13 protein-coding genes and 1 pseudogene are annotated in these 18,324 nt (G+C 65.2%); 6 read left to right on the plus strand and 8 right to left on the minus strand.

All coding sequences use genetic code 11. The features are described 5' to 3' along the window. Positions 1-112 precede the first annotated feature (112 nt). The 3 genes from AC1DVT_RS08605 to AC1DVT_RS08615 form a co-directional block, all read right to left on the minus strand. Positions 113-1,330, minus strand: a complete 1,218-nt coding sequence (locus AC1DVT_RS08605) for an acyltransferase family protein (protein WP_477388179.1) — start codon at positions 1,328-1,330, stop codon at positions 113-115. A 363-nt stretch (positions 1,331-1,693) separates the two neighbouring features. Continuing rightward, a complete protein-coding gene (locus tag AC1DVT_RS08610) occupies positions 1,694-3,178 on the minus strand; it encodes a tyrosine-protein kinase domain-containing protein (RefSeq protein WP_477388181.1) in 1,485 nt (494 codons plus the stop codon). Between the two features lie 131 nt (positions 3,179-3,309). After that, positions 3,310-3,903, minus strand: coding sequence for an arsenate reductase/protein-tyrosine-phosphatase family protein (locus tag AC1DVT_RS08615; protein ID WP_477388183.1), 594 nt, complete (start codon positions 3,901-3,903; stop codon positions 3,310-3,312). Between the two features lie 34 nt (positions 3,904-3,937). Here AC1DVT_RS08615 and AC1DVT_RS08620 point away from each other — a divergent pair, with 34 nt between their 5' ends. After that, entirely contained in the window at positions 3,938-4,792 is an 855-nt protein-coding gene (locus tag AC1DVT_RS08620; protein ID WP_477388185.1) for a lysostaphin resistance A-like protein, read from the plus strand. Between the two features lie 203 nt (positions 4,793-4,995). Continuing rightward, positions 4,996-6,267, plus strand: coding sequence for a hypothetical protein (locus AC1DVT_RS08625; protein ID WP_477388187.1), 1,272 nt, complete (start codon positions 4,996-4,998; stop codon positions 6,265-6,267). Between the two features lie 144 nt (positions 6,268-6,411). Here the strand turns inward: AC1DVT_RS08625 and galU are convergent, their stop codons facing one another. From galU to AC1DVT_RS08640, 3 genes and pseudogenes are all read right to left on the minus strand, one after another. Continuing rightward, on the minus strand, positions 6,412-7,308 hold the full coding sequence (galU, locus tag AC1DVT_RS08630) for a UTP--glucose-1-phosphate uridylyltransferase GalU (RefSeq protein ID WP_477388189.1): 897 nt from the start codon (positions 7,306-7,308) through the stop codon (positions 6,412-6,414). 149 nt (positions 7,309-7,457) lie between these two features. Continuing rightward, positions 7,458-9,362: a DUF4012 domain-containing protein gene (locus AC1DVT_RS08635; RefSeq protein WP_477388191.1), complete on the minus strand. Its 1,905-nt coding sequence runs from the start codon at positions 9,360-9,362 to the stop codon at positions 7,458-7,460. Between the two features lie 316 nt (positions 9,363-9,678). Then, positions 9,679-10,628, minus strand: a pseudogene (locus AC1DVT_RS08640) (IS481 family transposase); the annotation flags it as partial. 279 nt (positions 10,629-10,907) lie between these two features. Here AC1DVT_RS08640 and AC1DVT_RS08645 point away from each other — a divergent pair. Continuing rightward, complete coding sequence (locus AC1DVT_RS08645) at positions 10,908-13,016, plus strand: acyltransferase family protein (RefSeq protein WP_477388193.1); 2,109 nt, start codon at positions 10,908-10,910, stop codon at positions 13,014-13,016. Positions 13,017-13,587: 571 nt separating this feature from the next. On the opposite strand, the gene AC1DVT_RS08650 is transcribed toward AC1DVT_RS08645, so the two are convergent. Further along, entirely contained in the window at positions 13,588-14,697 is a 1,110-nt protein-coding gene (locus tag AC1DVT_RS08650) for an acyltransferase family protein (RefSeq protein WP_477388195.1), read from the minus strand. Positions 14,698-15,120: 423 nt separating this feature from the next. Between AC1DVT_RS08650 and rplM the strand changes: the two genes are divergently transcribed. Genes rplM through glmM form a run of 3 tightly spaced genes read left to right on the plus strand, consistent with a single transcriptional unit; the run spans position 15,121 to position 17,461 of the window. Beyond that, the gene (rplM, locus tag AC1DVT_RS08655; RefSeq protein WP_457102038.1) at positions 15,121-15,567 is read left to right on the plus strand and encodes a 50S ribosomal protein L13; all 447 of its coding nucleotides are present in this window, start codon (positions 15,121-15,123) and stop codon (positions 15,565-15,567) included. A 29-nt stretch (positions 15,568-15,596) separates the two neighbouring features. After that, complete coding sequence (gene rpsI, locus AC1DVT_RS08660) at positions 15,597-16,088, plus strand: 30S ribosomal protein S9 (protein WP_457102037.1); 492 nt, start codon at positions 15,597-15,599, stop codon at positions 16,086-16,088. A gap of 14 nt (positions 16,089-16,102) precedes the next feature. Next, positions 16,103-17,461: a phosphoglucosamine mutase gene (glmM, locus tag AC1DVT_RS08665; protein WP_477388197.1), complete on the plus strand. Its 1,359-nt coding sequence runs from the start codon at positions 16,103-16,105 to the stop codon at positions 17,459-17,461. Between the two features lie 184 nt (positions 17,462-17,645). Here glmM and AC1DVT_RS08670 read toward each other — a convergent pair. Further along, the coding region (locus AC1DVT_RS08670; protein WP_477388199.1) for a GDSL-type esterase/lipase family protein at positions 17,646-18,324 on the minus strand (679 nt) is incomplete at its 5' end.

Here is an 18,324-nt window from a genome sequence, read left to right on the forward strand (position 1 = left end):
CCTAGTGACCCGACCCACGCTCGTGGACGGCGGTTGTCTAGGCGACCGCGCCGGCCTCGGAGTGCTTGCGGGCGCGCACATCTTCAACGTTCGACATGTCGGTCGAGTCCGGTCACGCTCTGGATCGTAGTGAACGCTGGCGCGAACTCAGCGCTCGCTCGACCGCGCCACCGACGAGTTGGGAGAGGCGGTGGCTGGGAGCTTCGACCACCCGGAAGAAGACCTCGGCCATCAGCAGGGATACCGGCACGGTGATGAGCATTGTCACTCCCCACAGCGGCGTTCCGCCGAGCAGCAGCACCGTGGAGATGACTACCGCATCGTGTGTGAGATAGAGGCTGAAGGAGCGCTGCCCTAGCCACCGCAGCGGCCGGGCGTCCAATGTCCGCTTTCCTCGTGGCCAGGTCAGCGCCAGCAACACAAAAGCGCAAGCGCCGATCACTTGTGTCGAGCGCCCGGCCGATACGACCAGGCTCGGCGTTGATGGGCTGGCCTGAGCGATCCAGTACGAGGTGAGCGCGAGAACGGCGACAACCAAAACGGTGGGAAATACCCAGCTTCGCCGTGCTGCGATCCGCGCACCTACCGACTGAATTGCGTCGCGGTGAAAGTACATCAACACGCCGAACATGAACATCGGAAGGTAGCGCAGAGCGTTCGAGTCCACGATCGAGCCGCTCGCCATCACAATGGCCAGGGCGATCAGCAACACGACGGACCGCCACAGGTGCTTCGAAGCCCAGCGCCCTACCCAGATGTACAGCGGCAGCAGTAGCGAGAACCACATCTCCCACATGAGCGACCACAGGGGGTTGTTGAGGAAGTCGATCTTCCAGAGCAGTAGACCGCTTACGAGCGCGGAGGGGATGTCCAGCGGCCCGTGCGCATTGACCCACCAACTCGCGTCATCCACCGCACCTCGCACGATCACAATGGCCGAGAAGCCAGCCAGGATCAGCGAACCCCACACGGGTACGTAAAGCCTGATTAATCGTTTCGGGTAATACACCAGCCACGACGAGCCGATCCTCACAGCTGGTCCAGTGAGCACATAGCCGCTCAGGATGAAGAAGATGAAGACCGCTTCGGTTCCACCCCAGAACAAGTGCAGTGGGGTGTAGGAGATCCACCAGTCGAACGATCCGGCCTCCGCACGACCGCTGCCGTCCGCGACCCTCGCCAGAATGGGCGAGGTGACCAGGACGTGATTGAAGACGACGACTAATGCGGCGACACCTCGCAATCCGTCGAGACTGGTGATCCGATGAGCGCTGGGTGGCGCCGGCAGCACCGCGGGGGCGGTTCCACGAGAGGAAGGATGGTCGGTCACGCACCCGAACCTAACGGTCTCGTGTTACGGCCACGTGACTTCGAGTTCCCTCTTAGCCGACGGGCGAATCTCCCGGCACTGGCGGAGGTAGGAGCCTCATGTCACTGTCGTAGCCGACTTTCCTCGATCGGTGTGAGGCAGGCGAAAGATGCGTGAAGCCAGTTCTGTTAAACCAGTGACACCCGGAGAGCGTGGTGAGTTCGAACTCGTCGGCGGTGCGGAACGGGCCGTCGATCTTCACGTACTCGATCTTGTAGAGCCTCAACGGGAGCGTCTTACGAGTYGCGGACGGTGCCCATCKCCGCGCGTCCCCCGCGTCGCCGAGTCGCTCTATATAGCGCAGCGCGGTTCAATTGCGATCGTCTAGCCGACCGGGGTAGAGGTGGAGCGCAGTCGTTCGGCTGGCGCGTCAGGCGTTTCGTCCGCCGTAGGGGGCTGAGGAGCTGATTTCGCAGCCCGACGAGATGATCGGCTCTTCTTCTCCGGTGCCTGGGTGTACCCATACCCATAGCCGTACCCGCCGTAACTGTAGGCATCTGGGCCGCGCGTCGGCACCATCGTGAGCACCAGCCCCGCGACCTTCGCATCGACAGCCTGGAGTGCGTCGACCGCTCCGGAGAGCTCCCGGCGATTAGTGCGTCCGGCGGAGACGACTACGATCGCACCGCTTGTCGCTTTCGAAAGGATCGCGGCATCTGTCACCGGGAGCAGCGGGGGAGCGTCGCAGAGTACGACATCGAAGTCGCGCTCCAGCGCCTCGAGCAGGGTGCGCATCTGGTTCGATCCGAGAAGCTCGCTGGGGTTCGGCGGGATCTTGCCGGCCGGAAGCACGTACAGGCTTCGGCCGCCCCACGGCAGCATGACGTCTCCGACCCGCGTGCGACCGATCAGCACATCGGTGAGCCCTGCGCCGCCCTCGATGCCGAGGTACTCGGCCACCTTCGGCTTGCGCAGATCAGCGTCGATAAGCGCCACGCGCTTGCCGGCGTCGGCGAGGGCGATCGCCAGGTTGATCGTGCTCGTCGACTTGCCCTCACTCGGCAGTGCCGAGGTGATGACGAAGCTCGCGCGACCGCCCATGTCGAGAAACTGCAGGTTGGTCCGCAATGCCCGGAACGACTCGGCCCGGGGGCTGCGCGGGTCGTCCTGCAGGATGAGCGGGCGCTCTTTGGCACGTGGGTCGAACGCGATCGCGCCGATGATCGGGCGATCCGTCACGAGCTCGATGTCGCGCGGGTTGCGGATGCGGGTGTCGAGCACCGAACGAAGCACCGCGATGCCGATGCCGATCGCGAGACCGATGAGCCCGCCGAGCACGAGGTTCAGGGTGACATTCGGACTCGCGGGGGTGAGCGACGGCTGCGCATCCTTGACGCGGGTGAGCCGCACCGGGCTCTCCTCCGCGCCATTCGGGGTCTCGATCGACTCAACCGCGTTCGTGAGGCTCGCGGCGAGCGCATTCGCGATGTCGGCGGCCACCACCGCGCTCGGGTGCTCGACGGTGATCGTGATGAGCGTCGTGTTGAGCGGGCTGGATGCCGAGACCGAGGCGGAGAGCTGACCCGCCGTCGTCTCGAGATCGAGCTTCGCGATCACGGGGTTCATCACGATCGGCGCCGTCACCAGGTTGGTGTACGTCGTCACGCGCGATTGGCTGAACGTGGACCCCTGCTGCATCTCGGAGATCGTCCCGCCCGCCTGCGTTGAGACGAAGACGGTGCTGCTCGAGACGTAGATCGGGGTGCGGGTCAGCGAATAGGCCGCGGCGACGCCAACTCCGAGAAGTGTCGCCAACACGATGAGGATCCAGCTCTTACGGAGGATGCGGATGTAGTCGGTGAGCTCCATGATGCCTTTCCCCCGGAGGCCGCGATCACTGGTGCTGTGATCGCAGAGAGGACCCCGAGGCTTGTTCAGAGTGACACATCGCCGTTTCCGGTTTCCCGCCGGCGCATGTCGGGAATGTTAAGGAATGGCGCTCACCGGGTGGCAACCCGCAACACGCGCACGACCTCGTCGAGAGCTGGCACGAGCTGGGCGGCGGACCGCTCATACGTCTGCCACGACCGCCCGTAGGGGTCGATGACGTCGTCGTCGTCGGGTGTAGCGGGCGGAAGGGACACGCCACGACGGGATGCGACGACCGCAGCCGCGGCACGGACACGCGGGCCGGCGCCCGGTCCCGCACCTGTCGCTGCTGCGTAGATCTCGTCGTCGGAGACGTCGGACGCCAGCCGCGCGAACTCGCGCACCGTGAAGGTCGCCCGCAGTCGCGAGGGCGCGAGTTCGGCGATTCGGCGGCGATGCTCGCGAGTCATCGCGAGGATGAGGTCGGGTGAGCTGAGGTGGTCCTCCAGCAGGTACCGGGAGCGGTGCGCCGCCGCCGCATCCGCCGAAACGCCGTACTCGGCCGCAATCAGTTGGGCTTCGCTCGTCATCGGCGCCGAGCGAAGTCCGCGGGTGCCGGCGCTGCCGATCACCGGCTCGAGATCGGCGAGGCGCGCTCGTAAGAGCTCGGCGGCGAGCGGGGAACGGCAGATGTTGCCAGTGCAGACGGTGAGCACCTCAAACACGGATCGACCTCCGGTGGGGGGTAGCGTGGGGCGCGTGCCGGACCACTCTACCGATGCCACGACCGCCGAACCGACCGCCGAGGGTCTCGCAGAGAGCGAGGCCGAGGCGACCGTCGGCACGCGTCGACGCACCCGCCGCGAGGCGGCGGACGCCGAGCCGGCGCGCGGCACGCACACGCGCCGCACGGACTGGCGACTCGGCGGGCGCACGGTCGCACGCTGGCGGGAGAGCACGCTCGCGGTGGCCATCGTGGCTCTCGGAATCGCGGTGCTGGCTGGCACCGCTGTGGTCGCATTCGTGCCGTATGCGTGGAGCGGAATACTCGCGACCGCCCTGCTGTGGGCAGGGATGGTCGCCGGGATCGTCTGGGCGTTCAGCCGCTCACGGCCAGCCGGCCTACTGCGATTCGGCCCGACTGATCTCGTCTTCGGCCTCGGGTTGGGAGTGCTCCTTCGAATCGTGCAGGGCTGGCTCGACCTGGCCGCGGGAGCCTCGGGCGTGCTGCCGTCTTACCCGATGGTGGGGGGCAGCCTGCCGTCCGGGTTCCTCTTCTCCGAGGTGCTCAGCCCGGTCGTCATCGCCCCGGTCATGGAGGAGTTCTTCTTCCGCGCGGTCGTGCTCATCTGCGCTTACACGATCCTGCGAAGGTCCTTCGGCAAGGTCACGGCGGGCCTCGCCGCCGCCGTCGTGAGCACGGCGCTGTTTCTCATGCTGCACAGCCTCGCGCTGTCGCTCGCGGTTAATCAGGTGATCTCGCTGTCGCTCCTCGGCCTCGTCTGCTCCGCGCTTGTGCTGCTGACCGGCCGCATCTGGGGCGCTTTGCTCACGCACGTCGTCTACAACGCGACGTACGTCGCTCTCGCCATCGCGGGCACGATGCTCAACTGACGCGCGCGAGCACCCCTTGCTTTGTGTCGCGAAGAGCGAGCCGGGACGGATGAGAACAAGAGCTACCATTTCGGGCCGTTCCGCCTCGCGGGTGCTTTTCCTGAATCGCGCACCGCTGGAGACTGAAGTGAGCGATCGCTATGTTCGTTCGATAGCTAGGGTGGTTCACGGGGACGAAACACTGGACAGGTATTCTGTGCCGCATGGACGCCGTCTTCAGCAACCCGCTCGCGATGATGCTTGGAGTTGTCGTCGCGGTGTATCTCGCGGTCGGGCTACGGAAGCATCCACGCGCGGCGCTAGTGATCTGGCTGGCGTGCATCGTTCTGGTACCCGTGTGGCTCGAGGTGCGGATCGGCGCGTCCCTGCAGCCGTTGAGTGTGCTCGCGGTGTGTCTACTGCCGGCCGTCCTTCTTAACTGGCGTGGCCCGTTCCGGCTCGGGGATTGGCTGCTTGTCGTGTTCGCTGGTGCGTCGACAGTCGCCTGGCTGTTCTACGACACCCCGCAGTACGCGTGGGCTGCGGTATTCACGCAGTGGATCGCCGCGTACCTGGTGGGCCGTTCGCTCGGTCCTGCGGCGGGCGGAGAATGGGTCACCAAGGCCCTCGCCGTCACCGGCGCGATCGTCGGCGCGTGGGCGCTCATCGAGTACCTGCTCGCCTGGCACCTGTTTGAACAGTTCGCGGTCGAGCTCGACCGGTCAGGGTGGCATGGTATTCAGATACGCGGGTCGTTCGCCAGGTCCGAGGGTGCGTTCGGTCACTCGATCGCAATGGGCGGGTTCCTCGCGTTGTGCGTCCCGTTCGTGATCGCGAGCAAGACGACCATGCCCAGGCGGCTCCTGATGCTTGGGTTGACGGTCGGGGGCACATTCGTAACGTTCAGTCGTGGCGCGATCATCGGTGTAGCAGCGGCGATAGTCCTTTCGCTGCTGTTCCTCACCGCGGGCGTGCTCTCCAAAGGTGCCCGTGCCTGGCTGATTGTCCTCACTGTCGCCGCCGCGGCTGTGGTGATCCCGACCACGCTCAGCCTCTTTGATTCGGTCAGCTCAGACCTGAGTGCGTCCACCGACTACCGTCAGAATCTTGCGATCTCGTTCCTCCCTGACCTGCACCCGCTCGGGATTGGTGACGGCATCCAGTTCACGGACAACGGCAGGCAGTTTTACCGGCAGTTCGGGTCGATCGACAACGAGTATGCCCTGCTCGGGTTGCAGTTCGGATGGGTTCCGCTGGTCATTCTCTGCGTGGGTGTTGTGGCTGTCGTCGTCCGGCTGATCCGGCGCCGAGGTGGCCCGGCTGATGTAGCGATCGCGTCGCAGGCGGTTGTTCTGTTCACAGTGGCGCTCATCACCCAATACGGGCTGGCCGTGTTCTTCGTCGCAGGTCTGGCAGTGGGGCTTGGATCCGCGAACAGTTCCGAGGCCGCACTCAAGCTCCGCAGCACCAACGAGGCACGCTATGCCCGGCTCTGAAGCGTCCTACGTGACACCGGTCGGGCAATTCCAGCACCGGTGGAGGCATCAGTCAGAAAAGCGGCGCGTTCACGTCATAGTGCTCGCGGGCACGATGTATCTGCGGCCGCCGCGAACACGGGCGCCGGGCGGTGGTATCCGGCGTCATTCAGGCAGTGACGGTGCCATCTCTTTGATCCACGAAGCCAGCTCAGGGCCGAGGTCGTCGCGGTCTAGGGCGAGCAGAATGCTCGACTTCAGGTAGTCGAGCCGGTCGCCGGTGTCGTAGCGGCGGCCACGGAAGATCACGCCGAGCACCGGGCCGGCGATCGCCTCGTCGGCGGCGAGCTCTTCGAGCGCGTCGGTCAGCTGGATCTCGCCGCCCTTGCCCGGGGCGGTGTTCTCGAGCACGCCGAAGATCTCGGGCTTGAGCACGTAGCGCCCGATGATCGCGAGATTGCTCGGGGCCTCGGCGGCGGATGGCTTCTCGACGAGAGCCTTGATCTTCACGACATCCGCCTCGTCGGTGGCGTCGACGTCGGCGCAGCCGTAGAGGTGGATCTGCGACGGCTCGACCTCCATCAACGCGACCACGGTCGCCGACTGGCCGAGCGACACCTCGATCATGCGCGACAGCAGCGGGTCGCGCGCGTCGATCAGGTCGTCGCCGAGCATCACCGCGAACGTCTCGTTGCCGACGTGCTTCTTGGCGCGCAGCACCGCGTGACCGAGGCCCTTCGGGTCGCCCTGACGCAGGAAGTGGATGTCGGCGAGCGAGCTCGGCTCCATCACGCGGGCGAGCTTGGTGAGGTCGCCCTTGGCGTCGAGAGTGTGCTCGAGCTCGGTCACGCGGTCGAAGTGGTTGGCGAGGGCGTTCTTGTTGCGCCCGATGATCATCACGATGTCGTCGATGCCCGCGGCGACCGCCTCTTCGACGACGTACTGGATGGCCGGCTTGTCGACGACGGGCAGCATCTCCTTCGGCATCGCCTTGGTGGCGGGAAGGAAGCGAGTGCCAAGGCCGGCGGCGGGAATGACGGCCTTGATGGGGGGAGTGGTCATGAGTGTGACCATAACGAGCGAATGTGAATGGCTGGTTTCGCGGCGGTCACCGCGTTTCGACGGGCTCAACGACCGGGGGGTCGGGGCGTTTCGTCTCGCTTCGCTCGCTCAACGACCTGGGGCGTTTCGACAGGCTCAACGACCGGGGGTCAGCCGCAGGAGGTCTGCTCGATGGTGATGGGCGTCTCGCCCAGCATCGGAGTGGTGCGCACGTCGACGGGCGAACCGGGGTCGCCGAGGCTCGCGCGGTCGACGAACGCGGTGAACGTCACCGTGCGCGACTCGCCGCGCGGAATGCCGATCGAGATCGACTCGGCCGCTCGGCCCTGCTCCACACCGCTGCGGTCGAGGCGGGGCCAGTCGCCCTTGCCCGGGTCGCTGCCGGTGATCTGCCCGCCGACCGGCGCGAAGAACACGACGTCGGTGATGATCGTGTCGCTCGGCACGCCGAACCGAGGCCCGCGGGCGGTCAGTACGACGTCGGTCAGCGGGGCCGACGGCACGGCCGAGGTCAGCGTGATCGACGTCGTGATGGTCGCCGGTCCGTCGCCCGCCTTGCAGGTGTCGGCCGTCACCTTCACCGCGCTGGTGAGGTAGTACTCGAGCTTGCTGTAGCCCGCGTCATTGAGGAAGATTCCGACCTGCGCCACCTTGGTGTTGTCGGGCACGAAGGTGCCCGACGCCCCGAGGTCGACAGCCATGGCCTGCTCGTCCGGCCGCGTAAACCACACCATCGCATGGTGGGTCTTCACTGTCGCGTTCAGCGCATCGAGCAGCGCCGCCGGCGTCCCCGAACCCGATGTCACCTGCGTGAACACGTGGGCCACGGCATCCGCGAAATACGCGTCCTGCTCTTCCGAGTTGAAGCGGGCGTACACGTCCACGAGCAGCAGCTTCGCCGCGTTGTCCTTGTCGAGCACATCGCCGTTGGTGAGCGTCACCGGTCCGCTCACGGCGAGGAGGCTCTGCAGCGCGGGCAGGTCGAGCGAGATGGCGCCGTCGATCGTGCCGCCGATCTCTCGCTGCCACAGCGACGACATCATCTGCGCGCTCGTCGGAAAGTCCGGGGTGCGCGTGAAGTTCTGCATGTGCGCGGTGGTGTCGGACTCGTAGAGGGCGAGCATCTCTGCCGGCAGGGGCACCCCCGCGTCGAGGTTCTCGAGGTCAGTCGAGTTGCTGATCGCGGGGAGGCTGATCGCCCCGTTCTCGATGTGCAGCATGGCGAGGGATGCCGGGTTGCCGCCCGTGGCCCGCGTCTCCGCGTTGTTCTGGAACATGAGGAGGTAGTTGCGCGGCTCGTTCTGCCCCAGCACCGCGAGTGCGACCGGAAGGACCTTCTCGGCCTGATCGAGCACGGGTTCCGCCTGCGACAGCACGCCGGTCAGTTCGCTGATCGCCTCGTCGACCTGAGGCACGAGGTTGTCGTAGTTGATGTCGGCCACCTGCGCCTGGGCGGCGCTTACCGCCTCGCGGAGCGCGGGGATCATCGGGAGCGCGGCCTGATAGGCCGAGACATCCACTCGTCCGTCCTTCAGACCGAACCGGCTGATGTCGACGACACCGAGCAGCTCGATCGCCGGCGGCATCGCCTGCTCGACGAGGATGTGCGCGGCCGCGGTGGTCTTGCGCACGGCGGAGAGGTTCTCGCCCACCACCGGGATCTGCTCGAAGAKGTTCCAGATGGGGTCGTCGGTCTCGGCCAGCGCCTTGTCGGCGTGCTGGGTGAGCTCGGCGGCGGCGGCCTCGAGGCCGGCGGTGTCTTTGGCGGTCGCGAGCCCGGGGATGGTCGCGACCACGGCGCGCGCCGCCATGAGCTCGTCGCGGACGATGAAGGCGTGGTCGGCGATGTGCTTCGCACCGAACGCGAGCGAGCCTGCGAGGGCGAGGAAGCCGACGAAGATGATCAGCAGGATCCACGGCCAGATCCAGATGCCGGTGCGCTTGCGCGCATTCGTGGGCACCGAGCCCGTGTCGAGCAGTTCGGTAAGGTCTTCGCTGGAGCTCAGCCGCGCGTCACGACGGCGCGCCGTCGGTGCGGTCTCCCCAGATTCCATGTGCACAGCATAAGTCCGTGTACCTGCGAGGCCGCCTCGAATGGGATGCGCTCGTTAGGGCGAGCGAACATGACCCCGCGATCGGCGTGATCGCCGTCCCTCGTGGCGCGCTCAGCCTCATACCGTCAGCGTGACGGCGCAGCGTCGCGTCGAGTCCACCTTCCGATGCTCACCCCGGCACTGCCTTCGGTGTCCGCACGATGAGTGTATGACTGACCCGCACCACGCACTTATGCAGACGAGCTCGGGACGCATCCGTCGTAATTGGTTGAGCACGCGCTGTATGTGCTCAGTTGATTGGTGTGATGTCCAGGCCGTTGTTGAGTCTGCTGATGGGCGGGGCTCCGACTGCGGAGTGGCGCCTGTAGTGATTGTAGAAGTGGATCCAGCTAGGCGCGGCGTTGCGTCGTTCGGTCTCTGATCGGGCGTTAGCCCAGCCGTGGGCGAGGGTGCCCTCGAAGCGCTCGATCTTTCCGCTCGTTTGTGGCCGGTAGGGCCGGGTTCGTTTGGGGTGGATGTCGAGCTCGACGCACGCGTCACGCCACGCGAATGAACGGTATGCCCAACCGTTGTCGGAGAGGACACGCTCCACGGTGACGCCGTGATCGGCGAACCAGGCGACCGCGCGTTTGAGTACGCCGGTCGCGGTGACGGCCGTCTCATCGGCGCAGATCTCGACGTAGGCGACTCGGGGGTGGTCGTCGATGACGGTGTGCAGGAACGCCGTGCCGGTGCGAGGGTGCCCATCCGCGCTCCACTGGCCGGTGCGCCGCGACGTGGCGGACCGATTCCACGCGCACTGCTGCTTGCCGACGAACCGCCCGCCGCCGCCGTCCGGGATGTTGCCGAACTTCGTCACGTCGACGTGGATCATCCACCCGGGATGGTCGTGTTCGTAGCGGCGGATTGGCTCCCCGGTGACTCGATCGATGCGGGACAGCCGATGGATCCGGCACCGGGTCAGCACGGCGTGAACGGTCGAGGCCGGCATCCCGAGCTCCCCGGCGATCTGCATGGGTCCCAGTCGACGCCGCCAACGGATGTTCACGATCCGCTTCACCACCGCAGGAGGTGTCTTCGTCGGCATCGACCGTGGCCGGCTCGACCGGTCGGCCATCCCGTCCGGGCCCTCAACTCGGTATCTGCCCTCACGGGCGAGACCATGAACATCTTCGCCGCGACCAACGGCGACCACCCGTCATCGACGATCAGCCGCGCCAGCCTCAAACGAGCACACGGAGTCAGAGCAGCATTAGCGTGGGACACGAAGGCCTCCTGGTTCGTGAAGCGGTTTCTAGACAGCTCCACTTCACAACCGGAGGCCTTCGCCCATCAGCAGATCAAGCGCGATTCACGAAACAACGTCCCTGGACATCACAACTAGTCATCGATACCCACGCAGCCGAGCACAAGCGTGATCTTTAGGGCGTTACGACGATGCCGTCGTCGGCCTCATGCCCGTCGCGACCCTTCCAGTCGAGCCATCGATCGTCGGTGGTCTGCCCGTAACTTTGCCGTCATGATTCGCAGATAACATCCAGACGTATGGTCCTAAGCACAACATTGGCATCGCCCGCGGCGAAGACCGGCACAAGAGGAGCGTTCAGAACAGACATCCAAGGGTTGCGCGCTCTGGCGGTGACATTGGTGGTGCTGGACCACGCATTCCACTGGCCGCAAGGCGGCTTCCTGGGCGTCGACGTGTTCTACGTGATCTCCGGCTTCCTCATCACTGGACTGCTGCTGAAGGAGCTTGACGCTACCGGGTCAATCTCGCTTCGCGGTTTCTACGCTCGGCGCGTCAGACGAATCGTCCCGGTCGCGATGCTCGTCCTGGCAGTCACCGTGGTCGCAGCCTTTGCATTGTGGTTCTTCCCCCGCGCGTTGCAGACGTTGGTCGACGCGATTAGCGCCGCACTATTCGTCTCGAATTGGCACTTCATCGGTGTCGGTGCTAACTACCTGCAAGCACGCGCCGTGGTGTCCCCCGTCCAGCACTACTGGTCGCTTTCGATTGAAGAGCAGTTCTACGCAATCTGGCCGCTGGCTCTGCTTCTAATCTTCGTGGTGTCCCGCGGGTCGAAGCGGTGGCTGGCGATCATCATCGTTCTCGGAATTGTCGCGAGTTCGGCTATCGCCGCCTATGCGACTGCAGCAAACCCCTCGGCCGCCTATTTCCTCACAYTCGGGCGGGCCTGGGAGTTGCTCGTCGGCGCGCTCATCGCTCTCCTCGGGGTTGCTGGATCGAGGGTGCCCGATCGTGTGCGGCACATGCTTTCTGGGGCGGGGTTGGCGTTGATAGTACTGGGTGCGATCGTCGTCACCCCTAACTTCGGCCTTCCCTACCCTTGGGTGATACCTGCTGTAGCCGGAGCGTCACTTGTGCTTTGGGCGAACGCCCACGCCAGCCCTCGATCACTCCTCGGCAACCGGGTTTCGCAATGGCTGGGAGACGTCTCGTACAGCCTGTACCTGTGGCATTTTCCGATCCTCATCTTCGCGTTCTCCATCTTCGGTGACTCGTGGGTCGTCGCTCTGGCCTGCATTCCTGTGATGCTGGTGCTCTCCGAACTGTCACGCCGATTCGTGGAACAGCGGATATTGCGCGGCGGGTTTCTTCGAAGAGCATCGAAGATTCGCAATGACCGGCCATTCGTCCGCAAAGACTTGCTACTCGGGGTGGGGGTATTCGTTGCGATTGCGGTGCTCTCGTTGGCGCAAGTGCGCGGCCCTGTCGTCCTCCGATCCGCGGACGAAGTGGCGTCACTCATTGGTGTTGGCCGTGAACCAAATGCGCAGCAAACTCCGGCAGTTGAGCGCACCCAGGACATCGTCACGGCACTCCAAGCGAACGCCTGGCCTTCATCAATACGCGCCCAACTCGATGCCGTGTTCGCTCTGCAAAATCCGGACGCGATGCGAACTGAGTCACCCGGATGTCGTAACAACGTATTTACTGCGTCGGCGCCGATGGTGTGTGGGGCGGACACAGCGGCGTCCGCGATGGTCGTTGGAGACTCGGTTGCCCTCGCCTGGGTACCGGCCGTGGAGGCCGCCACTGGACACGCCGTAACCGCACTTGGGTTTGCGAATTGTTCCTTGATCGATGCCCGGGTCACCAACACTTACGGCAGCCCCACTCCGGGATTCCCAGAGGCATGTGCAGAACGGCGAGCTGAGATGCTCGCCTTGATCGACCAGCGCGCACCGGAAACCTTGTTCCTGTCCTCGGCTGAGTCTGCCCCCACCTCCACTGGGCTGCCGCTTGCGGAAGCCGAGGCCGAGTGGGAGGCAGGTGTCGCCCGCACGCTTGCGAAACTTGCCGACGTGCCGCTGGTCGTCCTTCTGAGCAACCCGCCGGCGACAGTCGACCCTAGAGCGTGTGCGACGCACTTGACCGGTCCGTCCAAGTGCGTTGCTGAGGTATCTGCGGCATACAAAGCGAAGGCTCGGGCGGAGTCCGCCGCCGCCGCACAGTTCCCCAACGTCGTCTTCGTTGATACGCGATATTGGTACTGTGCCGACAGCAAATGTCCGGCGTTCATCGCCGGCGAGCTGATACGGACAGACTCTACACACCTAACGTCGGCGGCTTCGCAACAGTCAGGATCACTGATCGCGGCTGCGCTCAAGTCCGGCGGGTTCTCGCAATAGGTCGCGACGCACCTAAGGGAGCCAAGAGCATATGTGGATATATCGACGAGATGCCCACCCGAAAGACGATCACTGTGTGGCTCAGCTTTAGGGATTTCCAAAGGTCAAGCCGTAGATGGCATCCTGGCGGGCCACCATCGGGACGACAACCATCAATGAACTCAGAATCATGCTGCCCCTCGGTCTTTGACCTCGAAGGAAGCATGCTCGCCCTCTGCCCGACAAGGTGATGCACGGCCTCATTGCCGGGAGGCCAGGTATATGTGCCGCCACTCCCAGTCGTACAGCGCCGCAAAGATTGAGGTTTCAGCCGAACAGTTCGGCCCCGTCCTATGGGTTGAGAACCGCGAGGAGATCTACGAGTATCTGCCCGACGGTGAACATGACAATCGACTGGTCGACGATGGGGCGAAGCGCCGGGACACGACAACATACAACACACAACAGACCGAGAAAACTGAAGCGGACGACCTATCAGACTGCCCCGAGGGAGGTGGATGCTTACGACGCTCGAAGGCCATCGCGACGGGCGAAGAGGGGCCCACTCCTTTTCGCCACGCTTGTAGACCCTCTATCGTTGTGTTGAATCGCCGCGCCCAACTGCTGGGGCGGGATCCAAAGATTCAAGCATCGGCGATGTGGGCCGCCTACCCTTCAGCTTCAACGCCTGCTTCTCGATGAGAAACCAACTGCCGATCGCCAGCGGCAGGGTGGCGATTGCACTCAGCAGGGCGAACAGGGGAATGCCGAGCTCCCACAACCCGAAGATCGCCAAAGTCTGTTGTACGGGGAAGGCGTAGATGTAAACGCCATAAGAGATATCGTTCGAGAATCGCAGGGCTGGCGACTTAATTGTCGCGCCTGATACGAGCACCAGGTAAGCGAGCGGCAAGGCTGCCAGGACCCGATAGTCCGGCAACCATAGCGATCCGACGAGTATAACGAGGGCGGCCGTGAGCCAGGTCCAGGTCACACGGATGCTGTCGCGCCATTGCCACACGAGTGCTCCGGCGAGGAACATGATGCCGAGTCTGGCCCCGGCGGCGACAAACCAGTTGTCGATAACGCCGAGCATTCCTATCCCGGACGCAACGAGGCAAACGGCGAACAGTGTGATGAGCGTCGCGCGATATTTGAGCAGTCCGAACACTCCCAGCGCAAGGACCATCATGTAGCAGGCGAACTCCCAGGCGAGCGTCCAGATGGAACCGTTCCAAATACCCTCATAGGGAACGCCTAGCGGTGTCCCTGCGATGTCGGGTTGCGCCATCCAAAGCGCAGCGTTCTTGAACACATAGCCGAAATTGTCGGGACCGAGCACGCCTGCGGAAAGAGGGGCGATGACGAATGCTGTGAACAGGAGACACACCCAGAACGCCGGGAGGATGCGAAGAAGCCGGGCGCGAAGGTAGCGGGCGGCGTGAGGATCACGAACCCAGGACCGAACGATTAGGAACCCCGACGCGGCGAAGAATGCGTCGACCCACACCGCCGAGACGATTTGTCGGAGGGGTAACCACTCGATGTCGTGGCCGRTAAGCGGGAAGGAGTGCCAGATGATGACTCCTGCTGCGAGCAGCAGTCGCACGAAGTTGAGTCCGTTCGCGTGCGGATCAAATATCGAACTGAAGACTCGCGGGCCCGGTCTGGTGTAGGCGCGCGATGCGGCGATCTCGGTCACCCGCCGGACTCTAGCGACTTCTCGTTACGGGGAGGTGACGGGCAGCGACGTACCCGGGTCGACGGCACATTCGCTGAAAGCACACGCAGCTGTGCAGGGGTGGCGCGAAGCCGGCCTGATTCTTGTTGCCTCATGTCGCGGAAGCTGCCTCGGACGTCGGCGAATCCGGCGCGCAGGTGGAGCCACCAGCCGTTTTGGCCGAGGCATCCGGATGCCGTAGACTAGATCTTTGGTGTTCGGCTCAGCTGACCCGGCACCGCGAACGTGAGCCCTCCACTGGCGTGTTCTGCGTTTCGGCCCTTCGACAAGCTCAGGACCCTTCGACAAGCTCAGGGACCAGAGAAGGTCAGGGACCGGGGCTGGAGAACCACCCCGGAGTGGGATTCACGAACCTCTCCGTTCGATCAAGAAAGCAGCACTATTGTGACGCGCACATACACCCCCAAGCCTGGCGAGATCCAGCGCGAGTGGCTGGTCATCGACGCAACCGACGTCGTTCTCGGCCGCCTCGCATCCCACGCCGCCGTGCTCCTCCGCGGCAAGCACAAGCCGACCTTCGCCAACCACATCGACGTCGGTGACTTCGTCATCGTCATCAATGCCGGCAAGGTCGCCCTCACGGGCCAGAAGCTCGAGCAGAAGAAGGCGTACCGCCACTCCGGCTACCCGGGCGGCCTCAAGTCCGTCACGTACGCCGAGCTTCTCGAGAAGAACCCGGTCCGTGCCATCGAGAAGGCCGTCCGCGGCATGCTCCCCAAGAACACCCTGGGCGCGCAGCAGCTGACGAAGCTGAAGGTCTACGCGGGCGCCGAGCACCCGCACGCCGCGCAGCAGCCCAAGACGTACACCTTCGACCAGGTCGCCCAGTAAGCGCCGCAAAGACTATTAAGGACAATCTCGTGGCGAATATCGAAGACACCACCGAAGCCGAAGCCCCCGAAAGCTACTCGACCGAGACGCCGGCCGACCAGGCCGCCGCGGCCGTCGAGCGCCCCGTGCTCACGGTCCCCGGCGCAGCCGTGGGTCGTCGCAAGCAGGCGATCGCGCGCGTGCGCCTCGTCCCCGGCGCCGGCACCATCACGGTCAACGGCCGTACGTTCGAGGACTACTTCCCGAACAAGCTCCACCAGCAGCTGGTCACCGACCCGTTCACGGTGCTCAACCTGACCGGCGCCTACGACGTCATCGCACGCATCTCCGGTGGTGGCCCCTCGGGCCAGGCCGGCGCGCTGCGCCTCGGCATCGCACGGTCGCTCAACCAGATCGACGAAGAGAACAACCGCGCCACCCTGAAGAAGGCCGGCTTCCTCTCCCGTGACGCTCGCGTCAAGGAGCGCAAGAAGGCTGGTCTCAAGAAGGCCCGCAAGGCTCCTCAGTACTCGAAGCGCTGATCGAAACCGTACCGATGCCGCTATTCGGCACGGACGGGGTGCGGGGGCTGGCCAACGGCCCCCTCACCGCCGATCTCGCTCTCACCCTGGCCCAGGCGACTGCTGTCGTCCTGGGCCAGGGCCGTACTGCCGAGGCGCGGCGCGCCTCGGGCAAGCGGCTCACCGCCGTCGTCGCGCGCGATCCCCGCGTCTCGGGTGAGTTCCTGGCTGCCGCCGTCTCGGCCGGCCTGGCCTCGTCCGGCGTCGACGTGCTCGACGCGGGCGTGCTGCCCACACCCTCTTTGGCGTTCCTGATCGCCGACATCGACGCCGACTTCGGCGTCATGGTCTCGGCATCCCACAATCCCGCCCCCGACAACGGCATCAAGATCTTCGCCCGCGGCGGTGTGAAGCTCCCCGACGTGGTCGAGCAGCGCATCGAAGCCGCTCTTTCGAGTCCCAWACTGCAGCCGACCGGTGCCGGCGTGGGGCGCATCAGCCGCTTCGCCGACGCCGAAGACCGCTACGTCATCCACCTGCTGGGTTCGCTGCCGCACCGGCTCGACGGCATCCATGTCGTGCTCGACTGCGCTAACGGCGCCGCCTCCGGAGTGTCGCCCGAGACCTTCCGCGATGCGGGAGCCCGGGTGACCGTGATCGGCGCCGACCCCGACGGCATGAACATCAACGACGGTGTGGGGTCGACGCACCTCGACCTGCTCGCTGAGCACGTGGTGCGCGTCGGAGCCGACGTGGGCATCGCGCACGACGGCGACGCCGACCGTTGCCTGGCCGTGGACGCTGCCGGGAAGGTCGTCGACGGCGACCAGATCATGGCGATCATCGCCGTGGCGATGAAGTCGCGCGGACACCTGGTCGACGACACGCTCGTGGCCACGGTCATGAGCAATCTCGGACTGCACCGGGCGATGGCCGACCACGGGATTCGCGTGCTGCAGACGTCGGTCGGCGATCGGTACGTGCTCGAGGCGATGARCGAGGGCGGCTACTCCCTCGGCGGCGAGCAGTCCGGGCACGTCATCATGAGCGAGTACGCCACCACCGGGGATGGGCTCTTGACTGGCCTGCACCTGGTGGCCGAGATGGCCGCGCAGCGGAAGTCGCTGGCCGAGCTGGCGTCGATCATGACGGTGTACCCGCAGGTGCTCATCAACGTGCGGGACGTCGACCGGTCGCGCGCGACCTCCGACCCGGTATTGACGGATGCCGTCGCCGCCGTCTCTGCGGAACTCGGCGACTCAGGACGCGTGCTGCTGCGCGCGTCGGGCACCGAGGAGATGGTGCGGGTGATGGTCGAGGCATCCCACGCTGACGTTGCCGAGGGGATTGCGTCGCGTTTGGCCGATGTCGTGCGGGAGCGGCTCGCGCTTTAGGGTTCTTCGCGGTTCGACCCGCGGACGCCGAATCCACCGACTCTGCGCCAGTCCACCGACTTCGGCGCGCAGAACTCAGTGGTCTGGCGCGAGGTAGGTGGATTCGGCGCCCCGAGCCGATACGGACCCACCGCGAACAGCGCGGCTCGCGGGAACGTATCGGCTCGTGGTCGGACCGCAGGCGTCAGCCGGCGAGGGCCGCCAGAATCGCATCGCGGTAGATCGCCTGGCCGGCGGCCGTCGGGTGCAGGAACGTCACGGGGTTGGAGATGACGGCGCCGAGGTACGGGTCGTCATTGCCGATCTGGTGGCCCCAGAACGCCCCGGCCACGCTCGCAAGGGAGACCTTCGCGCCGGCAGCTCCAGCGGCGGCCACTCCTTGCGCGATCTTGAGGTCGAGCGCCAACGTCGCGGCGTTCACCTGCTCCTTGACCCAGACATTGGTATCAATGAAGGGGATCGGGTAATCGGTCACGACGATGCGTGCGTTCGGTGCGCGCTGGGCGACGGCCAGCACCAGATCCCTGATGCCATTGTTCAGCGCGTCTCCTTGCAGGACGGTCGCGACATGTGCGCCCGCGTCGGCGCAGGCCTGGCTCAGATCGGCGAGATAGCACGCTGCGTAGACCGCCCCCGGGGCGAGGTCGTTCGCGCCGACGGTGATGGTCACGAGGGTCGTGCCCTTGTTCACCTGCGAGAGCTGGGTTGCCGCGACATCCGCGATCGTCGCGCCCGAACACGCCGCGTTGCGCAGCAGGTTGGTGCGAGGCGCTGCGTCGAGCAGTGCAGCGTACGAGGCAGCGGTGTGGAAACACGCGTCGAGTTGCGGCCCTGCGCCCTGGCCTGCGGCATAGGAATCGCCC

The organism is Microbacterium sp. P2_F9 (assembly GCF_056403635.1).